Raw genomic sequence first — 23,848 nt, forward strand, 5'->3', positions numbered from 1 at the left:
TAAAATACTACTCTTCCACTCTTTTATCTTCGATGTGATTTGTTCGAAAATATTCTCGAACCGAGACAAAAGTAGGCTCTATATGCACTAATACATCTTTTACTTGTGGCATTTTAGCTTGTACAGCATCTTTCAGATCATGACTAATTTTATGTCCTTCCACCACCGAAATCGTTCCATCGACTATTGCATGTAAATCGACATAATAATTCATTCCATTCTTACGCACATTACATTTTTCAGTCGCCATAACACCCGGAACATGCGAAGCGATTTCTCTAATTTGTTCAATTTCATTTTCGTACAATTGCTCATCCATAATTTCTCCCAACGCAGGTCGAAGGATTTTGTACGCATTATATAAAATAAAACTTGATGCAAAAAGTGCTGCAACATCATCTGCTGCCTCCCAACCTGGTCCCATTACCAATGAAATCGAAATTCCGATAAACGCCATTAACGATGTAATTGCGTCCGAACGATGATGCCAAGCATCTGCTTTTAGAGAAGAACTATTGGTTTCAACACTTTTTCGCATTACATACTGAAACGATAATTCTTTGAATAAAATAATTCCTCCAAGAACTAATAAGGTAAATGGTTTGGGCTGATGATGTGGTGTAATAATATTGTTAATACTTTCTTTTGCAATGATAATCGCAGAAACAATAAGGAAAGTAACCACTAAAAATGTGATTAACGCTTCTGCTTTTCCGTGCCCGTAAGGATGATTTTCATCTGCAGGTTTTGCAGAATACTTTAGTCCAAAGAAAACAAATATAGAAGAAAAAACATCTGCCGAAGACTCGATTGCATCTGCAATAAGTGCGTAAGAATTCCCAAAATAACCAGCCAAAAACTTAATTCCAGCCAAAGAAGCGTTTCCTACAATACTAAAAATTGAAGCTTTGATTGCTTTTTCCGAATTATCATTCATACCAAAAAAATAAGCCCTACAAATGTAAGGCTTATTCTAATTTTATATCTCGAAAATATTATTTTTCTAAGAATGGGTATTTGTAATCTTTTGCAGGAACAAATGTTTCTTTGATTGTTTGAACAGAAGTCCAACGTAACAAGTTCATTGCAGAACCTGCTTTATCATTTGTACCAGAAGCACGCGCTCCACCAAATGGTTGTTGACCTACAACTGCACCTGTTGGTTTATCGTTGATGTAGAAATTTCCACAAGCATTTTTCAATGCTTTAGCAGCTAATTCTACAGCAGCACGATCTTTCGCGAAGATTGATCCTGTTAATGCGTAAGCAGAAGTTTCGTCAACTAATTTTAAAGTTGCTTCAAATTCATTTTCATCATAAACATAAACTGATAATACAGGCCCGAAGATTTCTTCTACCATTGATTCATATTTAGGGTTCGTTGCTTTGATAACTGTTGGTTGAACAAAATATCCAACTGAATCATCATAAGTACCACCTATTACAACTTCAGCTTCAGAAGATGCTTGTGCACGATCGATATATGCTTTAGATTTTTCGAAAGAGTTTTTATCGATAACCGCTGTCATGAAATTAGAGAAATCCTCTGGAGATCCTAATGTAACAGTTGCTAACATTTCTTTCATTTGTTTCTCAACTTCGCTCCATAAGTTAGATGGAATATAAGCACGAGAAGCAGCAGAACATTTTTGTCCTTGGTATTCAAACGCTCCACGAACTAAACCTACAGCAACTTCTGTTGGACAAGCTGATTTGTGAACCATTACGAAATCTTTTCCTCCTGTTTCTCCTACGATACGTGGATAAGTTCTGTAATTGTTGATGTTATCTCCAATTTGTTTCCATAAAGTATTGAAAACTTTTGTAGAACCTGTGAAGTGTAAACCTGCGAAATCTTTGTGTTCTAAAACTGTTTTTGCAGTTTCTGCTCCATCAGTTAAGATCATATTGATTACACCATCTGGTAAACCAGCTTTTTTGAACACTTCCATTGTTACTTTAGCGGCTAAAGTTTGTTTATCAGAAGGTTTCCAAACTACAACATTCCCCATCAAAGCCATACAAGATGGTAAATTACCAGCGATTGCAGTAAAGTTGAATGGAGTAATTGCGAAAGTAAATCCTTCTAATGGACGATAATCTACACGATTCCAAATTCCTGGAGAAGAAATTGGTTGATCTGCATAAATTTCTGTCATGTATTGTACATTGAAACGTAAAAAGTCAATCAACTCACAAGCTGAATCAATTTCTGCTTGCATTGCATTTTTAGATTGACCAATCATTGTTGCAGCATTTATTTTTGCACGGTAAGGACCAGCAATCAAATCTGCAGCTTTCAAGAAAATTGCCGCTCTATCTTCCCAAGGCATTGCAACCCAAGCTTCTTTCGCTGCCAAAGCTGTATCAATAGCTTTTACAACATCTGCTTGCGTACCTTCGTGGAAATAACCAACAACTTTTTGGTGATCATGTGGAGGACGAATTTCTTTTTTATTTCCTGAAAAAATTTCTTCAGAACCAATGTATTGAGGAACTTCTGTTACCTCGTTAAACATTTTTTTGTATGCGTCTAATAATTGCGCACGCTCTGGCGTACCAGGAGCATATGATTTCACCTCTTCGTTAACAGCGTGAGGAATTTGAGCAAATGATTTTGACATTTTGATTATTTTGTTTGTTTATACTTTTCAAAGTTCAAATTTAAGAAAAATAAATGGAAATGTTTCAGTTCAGATAATTAAGTCTTTTATCACTTTAGACATAAAATTATCCATTATTCTTCCTTTTTATTTTCTTTTTTATCTTTTGTATGAAGAATTTGATTTTCGATATTTTCTAAATATTGAATCTGCATTTCCTGTATTTCTAATAATTTTTTATTCTGATGAACCAATAAATGATCTATTTTTTCACTTAATAATTTTATTTCCAATTCAGCTTTCAAGTTAATCTTATAATCATGTTCGGCTCTATCACGATCTTTATCTTCTTGACGATTTTGACTCATCATAATAATTGGTGCTTGTATTGCTGCTAAACAAGACAAAATCAAATTGAGTAAAATAAATGGATAGGGATCAAAACCTTTGTTGTGCAACATCCAAAAATTAAGAAACATCCAAGCCAATAAGAAAATAAAAAAAGAAATAATAAATGTCCAACTTCCACCAAAAGATGCTACTTTATCTGCGATTCTATCGCCTGTTGTCAATGGCTTTGATGAATTTTCTTTTATATTCTCGGAAAGAATAGAATTATCACGAATCGCTTCCACTACATCTTGATCCAATTTTTCCATTTCACCTTTTTCTTGCGAAATCAAATTTGCAAAAAATTGACGACGGTATTTGTTCAATACTTTTATCGAAACATAATCTTCTTCGGTAATTGTAGGATAATCTTGCTCAATCAATTTAAAAATTTCTTGCTGAATTTCTTTTCCTTTTACAGCTTCGTATCGATTAATTGGTTTTTGAGTTACAAAACATTTCATAATAATCTATTTTAGTCAAAAAAAACATCACAAAAAACGCTCCTAAAATTAGAAGCGTTTTAATTATTAAAAGTTATTTGTGTAATAATCGAAATATTTACAATTTGATTTTATTTCTTGATATGTTTTCGTGTCCGAATATTGTTTCAAATTTTTAAAATTAGAACGATAATTTGCCACTTTAAACCCTAAAATTTTATCTTCGTTATCATATTGATTTTCGTACAAACGTTTCAACACAGGGTCTTTTGCATTATAAAATCTTCCTTGTTCATTCTTAGACAATGCAAACAAAATTTGCGCTTTCATTTCTTTGTCTTTTGTCGAATCAAAAGCTTTTTTCAAATAATTTTCTGACGGCGTAAAATTATCTACGTAGTTTCCACCCCAACCGAAACTTTTGTAAAAGAAGTTGCTTGTCGCTTCATATTGATCACCATAATTATTAAATTTTGGTCCATTATCATTGTTTCGATCAAATGTCAACAAATAACGATAATAGCCCAAAGTCGTCGTATTGTAGAAGAAATTCCCTAACAAATAATTCGCTTTTGCAGCTTCTTCGGTATTCTTCTTTGCTATTTTATTCAATTCAATCATCGCATTTGTCAATTCTAATTTTGACATTTTTGGTTTGATAAATTTAAATTCATTCAAATAAGGAGTTGCGATCACTTGATTTTCGTCACAATTAAAACATTCAATCTTATTATATCCAAAGATTTTATTCGGAATATTATGATAACCATCAAACTGATTTTCTACCCAAGTTTTGCTTTCTTTTTCTGTTGTATAATCGTAATCATAAACAAAATAAGCACTTTCTGACGTGTGATATTTTTGATCAATCTTCTCAAATTCTTTTTTCGCCAAATCAAATTTCATTTCGCCTAAATACAATGTTCCTTTGAAATCGGCTAAATAATCTGATAATTTAAACTGAATTTCTTTTGATTTTTTTGTTCTCCAATCCCATGAACTCGATTTTACTTTTGCATTAATCAAATATTTTTCGAAAGCTGTTTTATTCGATTTTTTATCCAATTTATCTAAATCATTGATAATCGCCCAATCTGGATTTGAACCTAATTGTGTAATTTCATTATGAATCAAAAATGCTTTTCCTTTGTCACCTTGCAAAAAATATCGATTTGCTAAAACATCTAAAATCACATTTTTCAAGTTCATTTTTTGATCATCTTCATCCGAATAACCATAGACATCTTCTGGTAATTTTGGATATTCATAATTCAAAATCGACGCATATTTTTGCATCAATTGATTCTCAAAACTATCTGTAATTTTCTTTTGTTCGAAAATTTCTAATAAAATTTCAATCACTTTTTTCTGTTGTTGAAATTCTTTCGAAGTTGAATTTACTTTGGTTAAATACGTTTTTGTTTCCGCAAAATTTTTGTTCAATAAATTCAAATATGCCACCGATAATTTCCAATATTCTTTGTCGTCAGCTTTTATCGCTTGTGATTTTGCCAGAGCAATCAATTCATTAATCTGAACTTCATCTTTTGAATCTTCGGGGTTACTGTAATAATTGCCATTTGTTTTTACAGGTAAATATAAATCTGTATATTTTTTTCGTTCTTGAGAAGAATTCCAATAATAATCTTCAGGATTTTGTTGCAAATATTCGCGTTCAATTAAATTAATAGAACGTGCAAATAAAATTCTCGCTTGTGGCGCATTTACATCATTCGCAATAATTTTTTTCGCAGGAGCTAACGGATTCGAAAAATCATTATAACCAATCAATAAATACAAATCATTTTTTTCTTGAATCGTTTTGGCATTGGCTAACATTTTCTCATAATTCAAATCTTCTGTCACGCGCATCGATTGATAAGCACTCATTTTTCGATCATTCGAATGAGAAAAAACTTCGAAAAAGTCATAATTCGCCTGAATATAATTTCCAAGTGCACGCTCCGCTCCACCTTTTTGATCTAACGCATAATAATACATCGAATTTTTGAGTCCTTGCGACGCCACATACATATTAAAGTAATTGATAGCGTCTTTATATTCGTGGAAATAATGCGCAAAACGCACCAATTGATAACCGTAACGAACTTTTAATTCTTTGTCCGTTTCTGCATTCCAACTTTTCTTTAGAACCTCAAGAACTTTTCTATAGTTTAGATTATTGACATTTTTTTCTGGACGATCTACATACGACCATTCACCATTATCGATATAATAAAAAGCCATATAAGGCTCTAAATACTTGGCATACGACAAGTAAAGTAAACTTTGCTTATTCTTTTTTACCCAATCTGTTGTCGCAAAATTATAGTTCGTATTGGACGATTTTCCATTCTTTACCATCAAATCAATTTCTTGTTTCGATGCTTTAAAAACTAACTCAAATGCTTGCTGATAGCTAATTCCTAACGTTTTTTGCCAATCCAAAATATTCTCATTCTTTTGATTTGCATCCATCGTATAATATGGATTATCCAACGTCATCAAAAATGGTTGATATTGCGGAGCTTCGCTTAATGTTTGCGAAAAAAGATTGTAGTAATAATAATCTTCTCCGCCTCCATCTGCACAAGCAAATGCTTTGGTTAAACCAAAAGTTAAGCATAAAGTAAGTACTATTTTTTTCATAATTGTGTTGGTATTGTTTTCAAAAATTTTGAGTCTAAATGATAATAAATCAATCGATAATTGTAAGATAATTTTGTATCGATAAATGATTTTGCTTCAACTAATAATTCGGGAGAAATCATTTCAACTTTTATTGTAAAACCTTTGCTCACATAAAAATTTCGTACAAAAAAATCATCTTCCACTTCATAAAATCCATTTCTAATTTTCTTTACAGGTTTTCCTATCAAATCTTGCTCCGAAAAAGAATTGATTAATTTTATTTTTCCTTGATGATTTGTCAAAATTGCCCACGAATAAATTGGCAAAGCAACATCTAATTTGATTGGATAATCGTTCAAGTTTTTTAAATAATCTTTTGCTATTTTCAAATCTAAAATCGAATTATTTTCAGATTGATCAGTTGGATTTTCGGTTGCATAACACATCAAAACCATTTTATCCAAAGGCGGAACTCCTTCTTTGTCTTTAAATTTGACTTGATGCAAACGCAAAGTTGCCGAAAGTTTTTTTCCCGAAATATGTTTCAATTCCGACAAAAACATAAAATAATTCTCACGCGTAGATTTCGTCCAATCACAATCTATCTGAATTTCATTGAAACTTTTTAGATTTCCTCTTTCAGCCGTTTCACTCAAAAAATTATACACATCTTTTGCTAAAATTTTGACTTGATCTTTTGATGTATTCAGAAAAGTTTGATTGGTAATAAAAACCGTCGGAATATAATTGACATTGAGCTTCGTTGCATCAAAATTCTGAATAATTCCAACTGGAGAAATTTTATTCAACTTTTTATCCACATCAAAAAAACGAACATAAATATTTTCCACTTTTAGTGAATCAACCGCTTTTTTCTCTGTTTCATTCACCGAATAATTACTTCGCCAATAATAAAAATCAATTGGTGATTTTTTGGTTTCAGAAGTACATCCAACCAAACTAATTATCGTAAACAGTGTTAAAAATCTAAATAAAAATTTCATACTCAAATTTAACTCAAAATCTATAAATCACAATCGATGAAAATAGTGAGATTTTATCAAATTAATTGTCGAAATTTATCCTCTATAATATTCTTAAAAAATGAATGATAAAAATTTTCAGCGTGTAATCGAAATGTCTTTTGCGAGCGTTTATCCACATTATATCACGAAAGCAGAAAAGAAAAACCGAACAAAAACGGAAGTTGACGAAATTATTTTTTGGTTGACAGGTTATACTGAAAAAGATTTGGAAAAAATTTTAACGAATAAAACTAATTTTCAGGATTTTTTTGAAAATGCACCAAAGTTTAATCCAAATGCGGCTAAAATAAAAGGTGTAATTTGCGGCTATCGTGTGGAAGAAATTGAAAATCCATTGATGCAAAAAATTCGATATTTAGACAAATTAATCGATGAATTAGCCAAAGGAAAAACGATGGAAAAGATTTTGAGAAGTTAGATTATTTCCACTTTTTGATATGTTCAATTGGTTGCTTTAATTGAAAACTTAACGATTTTATTTTTGCTTTGATCAACTTTTTTCGTCCATAATAACTTCTTGTGTAATGCAATTCTGCATCGCCTACAAGTTGCAACCATTGTTGATGAAAATATTCAGCCTTTTTCTTGTGTTGACCAATAATTTCGGGAACCGAATGATAATCTCTTTGTTTGAAAAGCTTCATCAGCACACTTTTTCGTTCGATAAAATAACGTGGATTATCAATTGGATTTAAAATATTTTCGAGCGAATGTAAAAAAGTCGCCTTATCATAAGTTGTTGCCGACAATAAACTACACGAAATATTTCCCGATTTATCTACAGTTGTCAAAATATTTGTTTCTCGCAATTCATTAGACAATAAATTAAAATGTTGCAAAGTATTGAATAACGCAACAGCTATTTTCTGAAAATCTTTGGTGATATCTCTATATTGAATATAAAGTTTGATGTTTTTGTAAAAATTAACTCCGAAATACACAATTCCGACCGTTGAGAGAAAAATTATGGTTGAAAGAAAGCTTTTTTTCGACATCGAAAATAAAAGTGTTCGAATACTTTCTTCGAAAAAGAAAACGATAAAAGAGATGAATGAAAGAAGTAAACTTGTTGTTAAACTTTTTATCGACTTCGAATAATACAAATGTTTTGAGAAATCATATTCTTTTTCTCCGTCATAAAAATACTTTAATTCATTATCAATCTTTGTTCCTTCGGCAATAGAATTTGTCCAAGAATCTCTAATTTGAACATCATTTTTACTCCATTCTATCGTTTGCTGATTGTAATTTTCAATAGATTCCTCTGTAAATTGTTCAGGAAGATTCAGACGAGAAATACCATTCGAAATCGTGTTTTCTTTTTGCGAAATCCCAACAAAAGCCTCAAATCGTTGTCTCATTTTATCCAAATCTCCACCTCCATTTTGCGCAAACAAATCCAACGTAACCAAATGCCAAACGTTACTCACTTTATTTGGTTCTTCAGAATTCACACGAATCGCACGCCCACGCATCTGATTTGATGTTACAAAAGAACCTACATTACTCGCTAAAATCAAACTATTGATACTCGGCGCATCCCAACCTTCGCCCAAATAAGCGCGAGTTCCGACAATTATTTTGATAACACCTTTGTTAAATAATTTTGTTAAAACAGCCAATAAATTTCCTCTTGAATTATCTTCCGTAACAACTTCGAAAAAATTATCATCGAACATCACCGATTTAAACTGAATCGCTTCTGCTCTATCTTTGAACTGATAAATTATTTTTGGAAGAATTGTTTTCGAAACGATTACCATCGAACCTGTAATAATCGCAAGATGTGGAATTATTTCTGAATTTAGATTTCGAAGTTTTTCGAAAATTGGAAAAACGCCTAACTTTATTTTACTTGGTTCATTCTGTAAATTATCCGAATAAAATTCTTTTCGAATATAATCGGTCAAAATTACCATGTGCAACTTATCGCCCAAATGTTGGTATTCTGATTTTACAATTTCTGCAATACTATCAATCTTTTTTACACTATTTATCAGCGAATTTTTAACTTTTTGATTATAATGTAAAGTAACTTTTATCTGATCGATTGCTCCGATTCGTTTTAAATTCGTTAAAAATGGTTTCAAAAATTTCTCGTGTTCCAAATAAAATTCTTCATCTTTAAACAACAAATAATTGAACATACATTCTGCCCAATAATAATTGAAAGGCGGAAAATCTATCGTTTCGTTTTCTAATAAATCCAAATGCTGAAAATCCAATGGCGTATCAAACGATTTCAGATAAATCACAAAAGACGCATAGGCATCAAAATCTGCATAAATTTCGTCGAAACAACTTGCAGGCGTTTTGATAAAATCTAACATCAAAACAAATTCATACAAAGCTGTATTTTCTTTAACCTCTTGGAAAAAAGCTTCTACTTCTTCAAGGTTTTTGGAAATAATTTCACTCTCAAAATTTATGGGAAATGAACACAACAACAAATCTTGATGCGGACACAAATCTTTTTGTTTGACTAATTCTGGAATAGATATTTCGCAATCAATCGGACCACAAAAAGTGAGATAACGATTCCATTCTTCTTTCGCAACATCAAAAGGCGGCGTAGCAGTTAACGCCACAATCTTTGGTGATAATTCACTTTTGATTTTATTGAGACTTTTCCACCATTCATTTTTTAGATGATGCGCTTCATCTACAATCAAAGTTTTGACGTTATTTTCTTTTAATAATTGAATCAAAGATTGTTCGTCTTTTACCATCGAAGCATGTAATCCTTGATAAGTAGAAATGGTAAGAAATTTTGGTTGATGAATATCCATCGAAATCCAATCGACTTCCTGATTATCAAGAAAAAGCTCAATAAATCGATCTTTCCATTGATTACGAATCGCTAAAGTTGGCGCTAAAATAAGCGTAGGCTCATTAATTCGAAGCATTACTTCCAATCCCAAAACCGTTTTTCCAGAGCCAGGCGGTGCTACAATATTAAGATGCGCATCTTTTAAATGAAATTCTAATTCATCTAAAACACGCTGTTGATAATCGCGCCAAGAATACTTAAATTTTATTGGTTGGAAATTGAAAGTCATGATTGATAAAAAACTGAATGATTTATCTCCTCGAATTTCCAGTTCCATATCCCATTAACACATCGTATCGTTGTCCCCAAGGGCGATAGTAAAACAATGCTTGATATTGATTTTCGGTTTGCCAAAAACTTCCGCTCACATAACTTGGATCGATTTTGCCTGTTTTGGTATTTTTTACGACATATTGATAATTGTAATAACCTTGTTTCAAGAATAATTCGGTTACCCAAAATCCTGCATCGTCTTTTTCTAATTTCGAATTTTCATCAATTTCCCAATTATTAAAAGCACCTACAACATACGGAACGTATAATCCATTTTGATCTTCGAAAGCGTCTAACGCAAAATAAACCCACGAATAATCTGCTTCAGAATTTGCTGCATATTCGTTTCCATAACGGTTATTTCGGATATAAAAATTACCATTAATGTCTGGATAATCATCATAAGGTAGATTATATTTCGGAATATCTGCACGCAAAACAGTGTGATAAACACTATCTTTTCTGAATGTTTTTTCTGTTGTTAAACTCGGAACTTCTAAATTTTTGTTATCAAACCAATTGTATTCGGCACCACCGTCAAACAAAATATTGGTATCATTATATGTTAATTGATTTGGACGAGAAAAAGATGGTCGATTGATAAAATAACCTTCGTTCCAATTGTTATTTTTCATCAAAAATAATCTTGCGCCATCAGGAACTTCAGTTAAATTTTGTGTTCCACTTGAAACTTGAACTTGCAAACGCTGATTCAATTCTTTTACGGTTGGATTATTGTAACGAGAAACCATCACACCAACATCCGCAATTGGTTGATAAACGGCAAAACGTTTCGTGAAAATTGGGTTTGAATCATTTTCTAAATACACTTTTAACACATAATTTCCAGGTAATTTTACATTCATTTGATCATTCGGAAATTGAATTTGATAATTGGTATATTTTTGATACGTATTGAATGAATTCTTATATGTTCGCGCATAATCAGCATTAACACCATTTAAAAATTCGGTCTGAAAAATATTCGATTCAGACCAATCTGCATTTCTATGTTCAATAGAATATTGATAACGCTTGTAACCTGCACTGATATCATCAAAAAGAAAAATCAATCTTTCGCTAGAACCTAACTTGACAACGGGTGTATTATCGTTTGTTTGCGGATTAAAAACTTGAACCGTCTTGATATTCTTTGGAGGAATTACATCTTGAAATTGCCCAAAAAGAATTGAAGTCAATAGACAAAGTATAATCGAATAGAATTTCATTTTCATTATAATTTTGATTGTTAAAAATACAAAAAAAGCGCATGCCTTTTTGAAAAAGACATACGCTTATATAACTCTAAAATTTATTTTTTAGTACAAAGCAGGAAACTCGTTTGGTTTCGCTTCGCGCATCAATTCATAAACTTGTTCTGTAATATCATCAACAGAAGGTTTTGAAAAATAATCTCCATCAGTTGCATACGCAGGACGGTGAGCTTTCGCTGTAATCGTCAATGGTGCGCTATCTAATGTAAAATATCCACCTTGTTTCTCGATAATTTCTTGTAACAAGAATGCACTTGCTCCACCTGGAACATCTTCGTCAACAATAACTAAACGATTCGTTTTGTTCAAACTTTTTGCAACATCTGCATTGATATCGAAAGGCAATAAAGATTGTGCATCAATTACTTCAACAGAAATACCTAGTTGCTCCAATTCTTTCGCAGCATCCATCACAATTCTCCAAGTAGAACCGTAAGTTAACAACGTTACATCTTTTCCTTCTTTTGTAATTTCTACTTCACCTATTGGCGTTGTAAATTCTCCAATATTAGTTGGTGCAGGTTCTTTCAAACGATAACCATTCAAACTTTCTACAACAATTGCAGGCTCATCTGCTTGCATCAATGTATTGTAAAAACCTGCGGCTTTTGTTAAATCACGTGGAACTAAAACATTCACGCCACGAACCAAATTCAAAATTCCTCCCATTGGCGAACCTGAATGCCAAACACCTTCTAAACGGTGACCGCGCGTTCTGATAATCACAGGCGCTTTTTGACCTCCATTCGAACGATAAAGCACAGTTGCCAAATCATCAGAAATTCCTTGTAAGCAATAAAGGATATAATCTAAATATTGAATTTCTGCAATTGGACGTAAACCACGCATCGCCAAACCAATTCCTTGACCAAGAATTGTTGCTTCGCGAATTCCTGTATCCGAAATACGATCGATTCCATATTTTGCTTGAAGACCTTCTAAACCTTGGTTTACATCACCAATATTTCCCGCATCTTCACCAAAAACTAATGCCTTTGGATATTTTTCGAAAATTTTATCGAAGTTATCACGTACAATTACACGACCATCTTCTAATGTTGGATTTTCTCCAAACTCAGGTTTTACTTGCGGAACTTGTGTTGCTGTACCTGAAACTAATTTAGTCGAATAAATTTCTTCTTCGCGTTTCATTTTAACATCTAACCAAGAAATTAATTCAGTTTTTGAAGCTAAATTTTCTGAACGAGTTAAACGAATTACTTTACGAACAGCTCCATAAACATCACGTTTAAAAGGGCTTTTCTTTGATTTTAGATTACTAATTTCAATGTTGATAAAAGCTCCGTTTGCACTTTCTGAAGCAATTTTCGTTAATAATTCTAACGCTTCATTTTTCAAATCCAAAATTGGATTCAAATAATCGTCCCAACATTGTTTTTGAGAAGCTTTTACTTCAGCTTTTACTTCAGCTTCTAATTGATCCAACTCTTCCGCAGAAATAATTGCTTCTGAATGATCTGCAAATGCTAAAATATATTCACGGAATTTTGAGATTCCATCAAATTCTTTTTCCCATGTCAAACGCTCCTCTGATTTATAACGCTCGTGCGAACCAGAAGTCGAGTGACCTTGCGGTTGCGTACATTCTTGCACGTGTACAATACACGGAATGTGATGCTCACGCGCAAATCTTTCTGCACGTGTATACGCTTCAATCAAAGCAGGATAATCCCACGCTTTTACAGTAATAATTTCGTAACCTCTTTCCTCTTCCGTTCTTCCGAAACCTGATAATAATTCAGAAAGATTCGATTTTGTGCGTTGAAATTTAGCTGGTACAGAAATTCCGTAACCATCGTCCCAAATAGAAATCACCATTGGCACTTGCAAAACTCCACCAGCATTTATCGTTTCCCAAAAATGTCCTTCAGAAGTACTTGCATCTCCAATTGTTCCAAAAGCAATTTCATTTCCGTTTACAGAAAATTGTTGATCTTCGTCTGATTGAGGAACATTTCTAAAATATTTTGAAGCTTGTGCTAAACCTAATAAACGTGGCATTTGACCAGCTGTTGGAGAAATATCTGCACTCGAATTTTTTTGCTCTGTTAATTTTTTCCAAGAACCATCTTCGTTTAAAGAACGTGTTCCGAAATGAGATGTCATTTGACGACCTCCTGATGAAGGTTCTTTTTCTAAATCTGTTAAAGCGTATAATTGTGCAAAAAATTGTTCAACTGTTAATTGACCAATTGCGAACATAAATGTTTGATCGCGGTAGTATCCAGAACGGAAATCTCCATTTTTGAATACTTTTGCCATTGCAATTTGTGGTAATTCTTTTCCATCACCAAAAATTCCAAATTTTGCTTTCCCAGTAAGTACTTCTCTTCTCCCTAAAAGACTTACTTCGCGAGACATAAAAGCCGTCTTGTAATCATTAATGATTTGACTTTTAAACTCTTCGAAAGTAATTTTATTTACCTCTTTTGTTTCCATTTCTTTTGTTTGTTGCATCACAAATTTAACAAAAGATTTGTAACTTACACCATACAATTTGCGTCTAACGAATAGATTATAGAATTGTATCATCCAATTAATAACTATAAAAATAAATACATGAAAAAAACTTTACTGAGTATATGTCTGGTTTTTGCCTTTGCAAATTCACCATACTTAATGGCTCAAACGAAATCTGGAAACGCAACTTTTGTGACGCAAGTAGAAGGAATTAAGGAATACAAACTACCAAATGGATTACAAGTTTTATTGGTTCCTGATCAATCGCAAAGTAATGTTGTGGTTAACATTGTGTACAATGTTGGATCTAAACATGAAGGTTATGGCGAAAAAGGAATGGCGCACTTGTTAGAACATATGTTGTTTAAATCAACAAAAAACTTAGGCGATATCAAGAAAATGTTATCTGACAAAGGTGGACGCGCAAATGGAACAACATATTATGATCGTACAAATTATTACGAAGTTTTCCCATCAAGCGACGAAAATTTACGTTGGAGTTTAGAAATGGAAGCTGATCGAATGATTAATGCAACCATTAAACAAGAAGATTTGGACAAAGAGTTTTCAGTTGTGCGTAATGAATTTGAAATTGGTGAAAATGATCCTTCAAGTGTTTTAATGGAACGCGTTATTTCTGCTGGCTATTTATGGCACAATTACGGAAAATCTACCATTGGATCTAAAGAAGATATTGAGCGTGTAAAAACACCACAGTTGCGCAAATTCTACGAAAAATATTATCAACCAGATAATGCAACTTTAATTATTGCTGGAAAATTTGACGAAAAAAAAACAATGGAATATGTGAATCAGTATTTTGCTTCGATTCCAAAACCAACTCGTGTTTTAGACGAAATTTTAACAGTTGAGCCAGCGCAAGATGGTGAAAAATTTGTTGAAGTAAAACGTGCAGGAGATTCACAATCTGTTGGTGTAATGTATCACGTTGCAGCATATAGCGATAAAGATTATGCAGCAATTGATGTTTTAAATAATATTTTAACTTCAGATCCTTCGGGATATTTGTACAAATCTTTAGTTGACACACACAAAATTGCTTCAATTTGGGCGTATAGTCCAGAAGTTCGTGATGCAAGTTTCTTCTATATCGGAACTGAAATTCCAAAAGAGAAAAACATCGAACAAACGAAAAATGATATTCGTGCAGAATTAGACAAAGTTGCTACAATTAATTATACTGATCAAGATGTACAACGTGCGAAAGCAAGTATTGTGAAAAACATCGAAAATCAAAAAAATAATACGATTAATTATGCCATTGGTTTAACAGAAATTGTTGGTGCGGGTGATTATCGTTTAGGTTTCTTATACCGCGATAATATCGAAAAAGTAACCAAAGAAGATGTAAAACGTGTAGCTGAAAAATATTTTAAAGCGAATAATAGAACAGTTGGAACTTTTATTCCGACAAAAGATGAAATTCGTGTAAAACCAGCTGAATTAACGAATAAACAGATTACAGAATTAGTTTCGAATTACAAAGGTCGTGCAGTTGAGAAAGAAGCAAAACCATTTGAAGCTTCAATCAAAAACTTAAAAGCTCATTATGCAGAAGGAAAATTGAACAATGGTCTAAAATATGGAATCATCGACAAAGAAATTAAAGGTGAAAAAGTAATTCTTTCATTTAATTTACCTGTTTCGAATGAAAAAGATTTGGCAAACAAAGGAATGATCGGTCAATTAACGGCTGAATTGTTAATGTCTGGAACGAAGAATTTAACAAAAGAACAAATCAAAGATCAATTAGATGCTTTAAAATCTTCGGTTGGATTTAGATTTGGAGGACAAAATTTATCTGTAACAATTAATACGTACAAAAATTCATTAGACAAAACAATGGATGTCGTGCGTCAAATCATTACAGAACCAACTTTTCCTGAAGCTGAATTAGCAAAATCTGTAAATGAATACATAACATATTTAGATGCAAATACAAACGATCCGCAAGCATTTGCCTTTAACGAAATTAGTCGTTTAACATCTAATTATCCTAAATCTTCTATTTTTTATACAGCTTCTTTTACTGAAACAAAAGATGATTTAAAGAAAATCAAACAAGCTGATTTAGTTGATTTTTATAAAAATATTTTAGGTGCACAAAATGGTGTTGTTTCTATTATTGGAACAAATGACAAAGCGAAAGTTGAAAAATTATTAAACGATACTTTTGGTAAATGGAATAGCAAATCGAAGTACGAAAAAGCGTATCCAACTTTTACAGCAACGAAAAAAGAGGATAAACTTTATAACATTCCAGACAAAGAAAATGCTGCTGCAGTTGGATCAATTAACTTCAAAATGAATCGTGAAAGTGCTGATTACGCCGCAATGGTTATGGCAAATGAAATGATTGGAAGTGGAGGATTTTTATCTGCTCGTATTCCAATGCGATTAAGAGAAAAAGAAGGAATCAGCTATGGTGCAGGTTCATATGTTTCGATTCCAAACGATCCTAAAAACGATGTAGCTTCTTGGGGATATTATGCATTTTTAAACCCTACAAAACGTGAAGCAGTTGAAAAAGCATTGAAAGAAGAAGTTGCAAAAGCATTGAAAGATGGTTTCACAGCGGACGAATTGAAAACAAATATTGTAAGTTGGAAAAACGGTCGTACAACTTCTTTGGGAACTGACGGAACTTTGTTAGGCTTATCGAATGGTTATTTATTGAATGGAATTACGTTTGATGAATTTGATAATTTAGAGAAAAAAGTAGATGCTCTTAATGTAAACCAAGTAAACGAGGTTTTCAAAAAGTACATTTCTTTAGATAAATTAACTTCTGTTTACACAGGAACTTTTGATAAAAAGTAAATACAATTCATATTAATTAAAAAAAAGCTTCAGAATAATCTGAAGCTTTTTTTATGATTTATTTAGAATAAGAATCTGCATAATTATTCATTTTCGGTCTAAAATGTGAAAAAATTTGTTAAAAAATCCTCATTTTAACATCATACTAAGTTTTTGGCATCATAATTTCTTAACACTAAAAACAATAAAAAAACAATTAACCTTAAATAATAGTTCATATGCAAGGATTAGAAGAAAACAATCAACCAACAAACAAAGGAAAAAATGGTTTAGTAGTTCCTTTGGCATTAGTCGGAATCTTATTAGCAGGAAGTGTAGGATATAATATTTATCAAGCAAATCAGATCGGAAATCTTGAAAAAAATGAATCTTTAAATTCTCAAATCCTTAAAAACGAAACAGGTCAAAAGGATCAAATTCGTAAACAATATGATTCGATTTTAAACGACTATACACAATATAAAGCACGCATCGAAGATCGTAACAATTTATTGAGCGATAAAGAAAATATGATTCAGTTAAAGAATCAAGATATTCAAGAAATTTTAGATAAAGACAATCCAACTGCAGAGGAAATGAATCGTGCTCGTAAAATGATTAACGATTTAGAAGGAAGTGTAAAAAATTACAAATCTGAAGTTGCGCGTTTACAAAAAGAAAATGCAATTCTTGTACGTAGTGTTGACGAATTAAATAATAAAAATTCTGCTTTAACAACAGATAACAACAATTTAAGAGAAAACAATAAAGAGTTAACATATAACTACGAAACAGAAAAAAGTGTTCGTCAAAAAGACAATGCAATTTCGAAAGGAAAGATTAATGAATTAAGTTCAACTTTATCTGTTTCGAATCAACAAATCAAAGGAATTCGTGTAAGAAATAGCGGAAAAGAAGTTGAAAAAACACGTGCAAAACGTATAGATAAAATTCGTGTTTCTTTTGATGTAGATCGTAATTCGAGAACAGAATCTGGAGAGAAAAAATTATATGTTGCTATCTATAATCCTGATGGAACTTTAGGAAGATATGGAAATGCACAAGGTGGACAAATTGAATTGAGATCTGGAGATACAGTAAATTTCTCTGATGCAATCAACTTTAATTACACAAACGGACAAACAAAAAATATTACGTTTGATTGGGAAAACGAGGAATTCCAAAAAGGAGTTTACACGTTCAATGTTTACGAAAATGGATTTAAGATTAGTCAAGCAAAAATAACCCTAAACTAATTATTGATACAAGACTAACCAAGAAAGCTCAGCAATTGCTGAGCTTTTTTTTGATTTAATATATTTTTTAAATATTATCGTTTCAAAAGATTAATACTAACTGTTGCCAACTCATTATTTGGATATTTTTTGAACAATGTTTTATCTGGAACCAAACCTGTTTCTTGACAAATACGATGAAAAACATCTACTTCCACAATATATTGATCCGAGAATCCATGCGTCGCATCATACGCTGTTGCCGGCGTATTTCCTAAATTCTCCGCCGTTAAATCTGGAGCAATTGTATGTAATTCGATCAATAACAATCCAAATTTATCTACATAAGGCGCCCATTTTTTGAGATGATTCAATAAATTTTGTTCCACATCATTGTTTGACAATCGTTTTCCTCTAAACGCAAAAGCTCCTGTAGAAGCACTAATTCGATTTGTTTTGACATCATTTACATCTTCCCAAATTCGATTATGATCTAAAAATGTACGGATATTTAATAAATCACTCAACTCTATTGAATAATCATTTTTCAAATCCGTTGCCAAACGATCTGGATCGCCAATATCGCCCCAAATCACTTTTGCCCAAATATCATTTTTAATTAAATTGGCACGCGTTACTTTCAATGCTGCTTGATTATAATCTGCACCAACCAAGAAAAGTGGGTATTCGTCTAGATGTTTTCCGCGTAAGGTTTGACGTTCTATGACATCATACAAATGTTGCAAAAGCGCTCCATTTCCACATCCCATATCCAAAATCCCTTTCGGTTGCTCTTCTATCGGACGATTGAAAATATCTACAATAAATTCATCTATCACTTTGAAATAAGTGGAATGCGCTCCTCCACTACCCCAAACATTCATTTCGCGATTAACATGTTGCTCATCTTCACCATCGGTAATTTCACGCAATTTTGTTGGCGAACCGAAAAGTAAATCATTCAACTTTGCAAACATTGGTAAATAAGAAACTGTAACACCATACGATGTTGCACGACGCGCAAAAAACAATCCTATTTCGGTGAATTTATAGTTTTTTTCGTGTTTAGTAAACCAACCTAATTCGGTTAATCTTTCCAATATTTTTTCGAAAGTTTGTGGATTTTTGTGAAATTCATCTGGATTGAAAGAGGCTTCCATAAAGTATTTATGAAACAAACCGCTCATTCCCATTCGCACAATAATTGGTCCAACTAAAACGCCTTCGATATGTTTGGTAATTTGATAATGCAAAGGTTTTTCAAGAAACTCTTCGTCATCAGCAGTCATCAAATAAGTTTTATATTTATCAAATAATTTGATCCATTTTTTACAAAACTCATCCGAAAAATCATGTTGATTGATTACCTCATTTTCTGCCAAAAAAACAGCTAAATCATGGTAAATATCAATATTTGTAAATGCTCGATCCGAATATTTATTGGTTTGAATTTCGACATTATCTTTCGCATTGTCCACCGAATATTCTAACATATTCTGCGAAGCCAATACACGCAAAGCAACATTTAGATAACCTTCGTTTGCCTGAAATTCTTTTGTCAATTCTTCTAACTGTATAGTTTTGTGCTCGACAATGTAATGCAAAGCTCCTTTTTTAGCCAAAGCGCTTAATACCGGAGCCGTTACCAAACCATCGAGATGTCTAAAAATTAGCGATCTCAAATATTTTTTATCCATTTTGGTTGATTTTTTCTACTATAAATATATTGAAAATTGCGAAAAGTTGATGTGAAGGTTATTGTAAATTTTAAAAATCAGAAATAAAAAAAACCTCATCTATTGATAAGGTTTTTGATGTATGTGATTAATCAATTTTGATAAAATTACCATTCAAATCAAATTTCAAATCGACATTATTTTGTAACAATTCTACTTTTATTTCTTTATCTTTTGTATCCATTTCAATTGATTTCGCATCAATTTTAGGATATTTAGTTTGAAGATATTTTTGAATATTATCTGGGAAAAATTTAATCGGAATCGCTTTTCCTAGACCATTTTTCACCTCCTTCCAATCTCCATTATCTGTAAATTCTATTTTTGTTCCGTCTTTCAACTGAATATTATATGTTGTGATATTGCGTTCAACTTCTTTTATTGCATTCACGAACTCCATATTACCAAAGTTTTTCGAAACAAAATTTTGTGCATTAACAGGCAAATTATTTGCTGAAATAACGGTTTCATTCGGGTCAATATTTACTGTTTTTTGTTGACCATTATCTTGCAAAACCACATAGGTATTTGACGAAGTCGATGACTCTGGATGATTTGCAATATCACTCTCCAAAACAATTGGCTGTTCTGCAACTTCAGATTTATTTGTTACAACTTCTGTGTTTTCTGTTTTCTTCGATTCGCACGAAGATAAAACTAAACTTAAAATGGCGGCTGTTGATAAAATTATTTTTCTCATGATTTGGATTTTAAACGTTTATCAACAAGCATTATACCATAAAAAAAACTGGTTAAAAATTTAACCAGCTTTTAAGAGTTTATTTTTTCTTCTGAACTAAAATCAGGTATTCCCAAGGTTTTAATTTCAGTTTTGTTGTAGCATCAAATGTCACATCTTCGTTGTTCATAAAATTTTTATACACCCCATTGATTGGAACTGTAATTTCTTTATTTGCTTTCGTAAAATTCGCAATAAAATAAGCTTCTGTCGTATTTTTTTGACGCTTAAACGCTAAGATAGATTTATCATCAGATGTTTTCAAACGTTCGTAAGAAGCCGCTTTTTTCGCTCCATTAAATGCTTCATTTGTGATTTTAAGTTCTCCTAACTTTTCGTAAACGCCACGCATTTTTGAAGTTGGATTACGATCAATAGAATCTTTAACAAAGAATTTTAAACGACGATTAAAATCTTCTTCTTGTCCATTATAAATCAAAGGAATTCCTGGTAAAGTATACGTTAATGCAGCAAATGTTTCGACCGCATCACCCATTCTTTCGTACTCAGTTCCAGCCCAAGAATTTTCGTCATGATTTGATGTGAATAATAATTTATAATCATCCGCTTGCCATTTTTTCGGAATCGAATCCATGTACGCATCAATCGCAGAAACATTCTTTTTACCTTTTGCAATGTCATTCATGATATGATGAATTTCCCAACCATAAGCGGCATCGAACGCATTATTTGCTAATAAATCTGGCTTCTCTGTTTCACCTAACATAAAAATTTCGCGACCTTTTGCCAATTGTGGTTTTGCTTCGTTCCAAAAATCTGTTGGAACTTCGTGCGCCATATCACAACGGAAACCATCAATTTTGAAATCATCTAACCAATATTTCATATCGGCAATCATCTGTTTGCGCATTTCTTTGTTATCGAAATTTAATGCCACAACATCCGACCAATCGTAAGGAGAATGCATTTTTCCGTTCTTATCTTGTTCGTACCAATCGGGATGTTGTTTTACCCAAGGATGATCCCAAGCCGTGTGATTCGCAACCCAATCCAAAATCACATAGATTCCGTTTTTGTGCGCTTCATCAACTAATTTCTTAAAATCTTCGGCATTTCCAAATTCTGGATTGATTCCTCTATAATCTTTGATCGAATAATACGAACCTAAACCTTCTTTTCGATTTTCTTCTCCAATTGGATAAATAGGCATAATCCAAAGGATTTTAACACCTAATTTTTTGATATTCGAAATCTCATTTGTTACCGCAGCAAAAGTTCCTTCTGGCGAAAATTGACGAACATTCACTTCATAAATCACAGAAGTTTCCGCCATATCAGCCGTAAAAGGCAAAATACTTTGTTCTTTCCTTTCTTTTTTAACGTCTTCTGACTTTGTTTCCTTTTTGCTTTCACAACTTGTCAAAAACAAAGTTGTTATCAAGGTTAAACCAACTATTTTTTTTATCATTTTTCTTCTATTACTTCTCAAAAAATTAATTCACTTTTTCCAATAATACAATATCAGAAGTCGTATTCAATTCTAAATTTCCGTTCACAACTTTTCCTGAAAAACCTGAATAAGCATCGCGAATTTTAGTACCATCTTTCCAGATAGAACTTACATTAATTGTTTTTTTACCAATTGGCATTTCCAATCCAATCACCACTTCGTCTGTTTTATATTTTCTTGTAAAAATATACGGAGAATTTTGCAAATCTGTTTGATTTCCTGCTCCAACTGCTGGATGATTTCGTCTAAATTGTCCTAATTTTTGGTAATGATTCAATAATGATTCCGTTTCTGAATTTGGTTTAATATCTTCCCAATTCATATTCGAACGAAGATTTGCATCTCCATCAACACCTTCAATCTCTAAAGGACGAGCCGTTTCGTCTCCATAATAAATTTGCGAAATTCCTGGCGCCAACAACAATCGAGTTCCAGCGTCCCAAGGATTTTGACGATCTTTATCAAAAGGCGAACCATCATCGTGCGAGGTAATATAGCTCATCACAGATTTTCCTTTCATTTTGTTTTGAAGAATATCATTGTATCGATCAAAAACAGTTTGATTAGATTCTTTTTGAGTTGAACGCAAATCGAAATTGATTAACGCATCAAATCCATTCTCGAAATAATTAACCGTTTTATCAGGAAAATTATATTGCTGACCATCATTAATCGAATATCCATAAACTTCTCCTAACAAGAAAAACTTATTTTGATCCAATACTTTTATAGGATTATTCGCTTTATATTCAGCAAACGCATCTTGACAAATTTCTTCGAATTTCTTCCAAACATTTTCTTCCGTATGTTTCACCGTATCGACACGATAACCATCAATTCCGTACTTACGAATATAGTCTGAAAGCCATTTCATGATATAATATTTCGGTGCTTTTGGAAGATTATATTTCGCGAAAAAAGCATTCAATTCAGCAACTTCTTTGTCCAAACGACCTTCTTGCGACCATTTTGCTAACAATTGCGGAGGTAACATCACATCATTTTCTGATTCCGTTAAAATGTCTGGTAGATTTTTCACCAACGTACATTCAATTGTCGTTTTGTAAGACTCATAGGTACATTGTGGTGAAACACGAACCCAATCAGCAGGAAAAACACCGTCCGAATTTGTGACTGGACCTGTGTGATTAATCACCGCATCCAACATAATACGAATGCCTTTCGCATGCGCTTTGTCAACTAATTCTTGCAACTCTTTTTCAGTTCCCCAGTTTTTATCAATCGACGTCCAATCTTTTGTCCAATAACCGTGAAATCCATATGTTTTTCCTTGTCCTTCGTCTACAAAACCGTGAATTTGCTCTACAATTGGCGTCATCCAAATCGCATTAACTCCTAAATCTGAAAAATAATTATCTTCTATTTTATTGATTACCCCACGAAAATCTCCTCCTTCAAAACCTCTTAATTTAGATGTTTTAGCAGTTCTCCCGTAATTAACATCATTCTTTTTATCTCCATTCTCGAAACGATCGGTCAATAAAAAATAAATATTTGCACCATTCCAAACAAATAGTTGTTTTTCTGAATGATTTGTCTGCGTAGCTTGTGTTGTTGTTTTTGAACAAGAGCTTAAAAACAATGAAGCTATTCCTAACGTGAAAAGTATTTTTTTCATAATTATGTTGTATGTTTTAAGTTCTACGTTTTAAGTGAATTATTTCTCAACTTATAACGTAGAACATATTACTTAAAACTTTTTTTAGATTCCTCTTTTCGTTGGAATGACATTTACTTTATTGTCATTAATAAAATTGTCATTCTGAGTTTATCGAAAAATCTTTATAATTCTCTGTCAAACTGAACTTGTTTCAGCTTCTCATTCTCTACTTTTATGTGATCCTGAAATGAATTC

15 protein-coding genes are annotated in these 23,848 nt (G+C 32.3%); 3 read left to right on the forward strand and 12 right to left on the reverse strand.

The features are described from left to right. Positions 1–7: 7 nt before the first annotated feature. The 5 genes from B3J26_RS00210 to B3J26_RS00230 form a co-directional block, all read right to left on the reverse strand. Entirely contained in the window at positions 8–937 is a 930-nt protein-coding gene (locus B3J26_RS00210) for a cation diffusion facilitator family transporter (protein WP_125349438.1), read from the reverse strand. A gap of 58 nt (positions 938–995) precedes the next feature. Beyond that, entirely contained in the window at positions 996–2,624 is a 1,629-nt protein-coding gene (pruA, locus tag B3J26_RS00215; RefSeq protein ID WP_280035320.1) for an L-glutamate gamma-semialdehyde dehydrogenase, read from the reverse strand. Positions 2,625–2,737: 113 nt separating this feature from the next. Beyond that, complete coding sequence (locus B3J26_RS00220) at positions 2,738–3,457, reverse strand: DUF1003 domain-containing protein (RefSeq protein ID WP_180905814.1); 720 nt, start codon at positions 3,455–3,457, stop codon at positions 2,738–2,740. 66 nt (positions 3,458–3,523) lie between these two features. After that, entirely contained in the window at positions 3,524–6,085 is a 2,562-nt protein-coding gene (locus B3J26_RS00225; protein WP_291072598.1) for a hypothetical protein, read from the reverse strand. Next, a complete protein-coding gene (locus B3J26_RS00230) occupies positions 6,082–7,071 on the reverse strand; it encodes a hypothetical protein (protein WP_038331057.1) in 990 nt (329 codons plus the stop codon). Before B3J26_RS00230 ends, B3J26_RS00225 begins: the two co-directional genes overlap by 4 nt. Before the next feature lie 100 nt (positions 7,072–7,171). Here B3J26_RS00230 and B3J26_RS00235 point away from each other — a divergent pair, with 100 nt between their 5' ends. Further along, on the forward strand, positions 7,172–7,531 hold the full coding sequence (locus B3J26_RS00235; protein ID WP_125349442.1) for a DUF2200 domain-containing protein: 360 nt from the start codon (positions 7,172–7,174) through the stop codon (positions 7,529–7,531). Position 7,532: 1 nt separating this feature from the next. On the opposite strand, the gene B3J26_RS00240 is transcribed toward B3J26_RS00235, so the two are convergent. The 3 genes from B3J26_RS00240 to B3J26_RS00250 form a co-directional block, all read right to left on the reverse strand. Beyond that, entirely contained in the window at positions 7,533–10,220 is a 2,688-nt protein-coding gene (locus tag B3J26_RS00240) for a DEAD/DEAH box helicase family protein (RefSeq protein ID WP_125349443.1), read from the reverse strand. Next, positions 10,195–11,451, reverse strand: a complete 1,257-nt coding sequence (locus tag B3J26_RS00245) for a type IX secretion system plug protein domain-containing protein (protein WP_221853987.1) — start codon at positions 11,449–11,451, stop codon at positions 10,195–10,197. The genes B3J26_RS00240 and B3J26_RS00245 overlap by 26 nt, the downstream gene beginning before the upstream one ends. An 84-nt stretch (positions 11,452–11,535) precedes the next feature. Then, positions 11,536–13,950: an alpha-ketoacid dehydrogenase subunit alpha/beta gene (locus B3J26_RS00250; RefSeq protein WP_291072601.1), complete on the reverse strand. Its 2,415-nt coding sequence runs from the start codon at positions 13,948–13,950 to the stop codon at positions 11,536–11,538. A gap of 180 nt (positions 13,951–14,130) precedes the next feature. On the opposite strand from B3J26_RS00250, the gene B3J26_RS00255 reads away from it, so the two are divergent. Beyond that, the gene (locus B3J26_RS00255; protein ID WP_291072603.1) at positions 14,131–16,812 is read left to right on the forward strand and encodes a M16 family metallopeptidase; all 2,682 of its coding nucleotides are present in this window, start codon (positions 14,131–14,133) and stop codon (positions 16,810–16,812) included. A 218-nt stretch (positions 16,813–17,030) separates the two neighbouring features. After that, positions 17,031–18,047, forward strand: a complete 1,017-nt coding sequence (locus tag B3J26_RS00260; RefSeq protein ID WP_291072605.1) for a hypothetical protein — start codon at positions 17,031–17,033, stop codon at positions 18,045–18,047. A gap of 74 nt (positions 18,048–18,121) precedes the next feature. Here the strand turns inward: B3J26_RS00260 and B3J26_RS00265 are convergent, their stop codons facing one another. The 4 genes from B3J26_RS00265 to B3J26_RS00280 all read right to left on the reverse strand — a co-directional run bounded on the left by B3J26_RS00265 (position 18,122) and on the right by B3J26_RS00280 (position 23,611). Further along, entirely contained in the window at positions 18,122–19,723 is a 1,602-nt protein-coding gene (locus B3J26_RS00265) for a class I SAM-dependent methyltransferase (protein WP_291072607.1), read from the reverse strand. Between the two features lie 127 nt (positions 19,724–19,850). After that, positions 19,851–20,462, reverse strand: coding sequence for a PepSY-like domain-containing protein (locus B3J26_RS00270; protein ID WP_280050766.1), 612 nt, complete (start codon positions 20,460–20,462; stop codon positions 19,851–19,853). Positions 20,463–20,541: 79 nt separating this feature from the next. Then, a complete protein-coding gene (locus B3J26_RS00275) occupies positions 20,542–21,930 on the reverse strand; it encodes an alpha-amylase family glycosyl hydrolase (protein ID WP_291072609.1) in 1,389 nt (462 codons plus the stop codon). A gap of 25 nt (positions 21,931–21,955) precedes the next feature. Continuing rightward, entirely contained in the window at positions 21,956–23,611 is a 1,656-nt protein-coding gene (locus B3J26_RS00280) for an alpha-amylase family glycosyl hydrolase (RefSeq protein ID WP_291072611.1), read from the reverse strand. Between the last annotated feature and the right edge of the window lie 237 nt (positions 23,612–23,848).

Source organism: Empedobacter sp. UBA5987, from assembly GCF_002429865.1.
Taxonomy (GTDB): Bacteria; Bacteroidota; Bacteroidia; order Flavobacteriales; family Weeksellaceae; genus Empedobacter; species Empedobacter falsenii_B.

Excerpts from the sequence above, each read along its gene's own strand:
- B3J26_RS00210 (WP_125349438.1), bottom strand. The coding sequence starts at position 937 with ATGAATGATAATTCGGAAAAAGCAATCAAAGCTTCAATTTTTAGTATT.
- pruA (WP_280035320.1), bottom strand. The coding sequence starts at position 2,624 with ATGTCAAAATCATTTGCTCAAATTCCTCACGCTGTTAACGAAGAGGTG.
- B3J26_RS00220 (WP_180905814.1), bottom strand. The coding sequence starts at position 3,457 with ATGAAATGTTTTGTAACTCAAAAACCAATTAATCGATACGAAGCTGTA.
- B3J26_RS00225 (WP_291072598.1), bottom strand. The coding sequence starts at position 6,085 with ATGAAAAAAATAGTACTTACTTTATGCTTAACTTTTGGTTTAACCAAA.
- B3J26_RS00230 (WP_038331057.1), bottom strand. The coding sequence starts at position 7,071 with ATGAAATTTTTATTTAGATTTTTAACACTGTTTACGATAATTAGTTTG.
- B3J26_RS00235 (WP_125349442.1), top strand. The coding sequence starts at position 7,172 with ATGAATGATAAAAATTTTCAGCGTGTAATCGAAATGTCTTTTGCGAGC.
- B3J26_RS00240 (WP_125349443.1), bottom strand. The coding sequence starts at position 10,220 with ATGGAACTGGAAATTCGAGGAGATAAATCATTCAGTTTTTTATCAATC.
- B3J26_RS00245 (WP_221853987.1), bottom strand. The coding sequence starts at position 11,451 with ATGAAAATGAAATTCTATTCGATTATACTTTGTCTATTGACTTCAATT.
- B3J26_RS00250 (WP_291072601.1), bottom strand. The coding sequence starts at position 13,950 with ATGGAAACAAAAGAGGTAAATAAAATTACTTTCGAAGAGTTTAAAAGT.
- B3J26_RS00255 (WP_291072603.1), top strand. The coding sequence starts at position 14,131 with ATGGCTCAAACGAAATCTGGAAACGCAACTTTTGTGACGCAAGTAGAA.
- B3J26_RS00260 (WP_291072605.1), top strand. The coding sequence starts at position 17,031 with ATGCAAGGATTAGAAGAAAACAATCAACCAACAAACAAAGGAAAAAAT.
- B3J26_RS00265 (WP_291072607.1), bottom strand. The coding sequence starts at position 19,723 with ATGGATAAAAAATATTTGAGATCGCTAATTTTTAGACATCTCGATGGT.
- B3J26_RS00270 (WP_280050766.1), bottom strand. The coding sequence starts at position 20,462 with ATGAGAAAAATAATTTTATCAACAGCCGCCATTTTAAGTTTAGTTTTA.
- B3J26_RS00275 (WP_291072609.1), bottom strand. The coding sequence starts at position 21,930 with ATGATAAAAAAAATAGTTGGTTTAACCTTGATAACAACTTTGTTTTTG.
- B3J26_RS00280 (WP_291072611.1), bottom strand. The coding sequence starts at position 23,611 with ATGAAAAAAATACTTTTCACGTTAGGAATAGCTTCATTGTTTTTAAGC.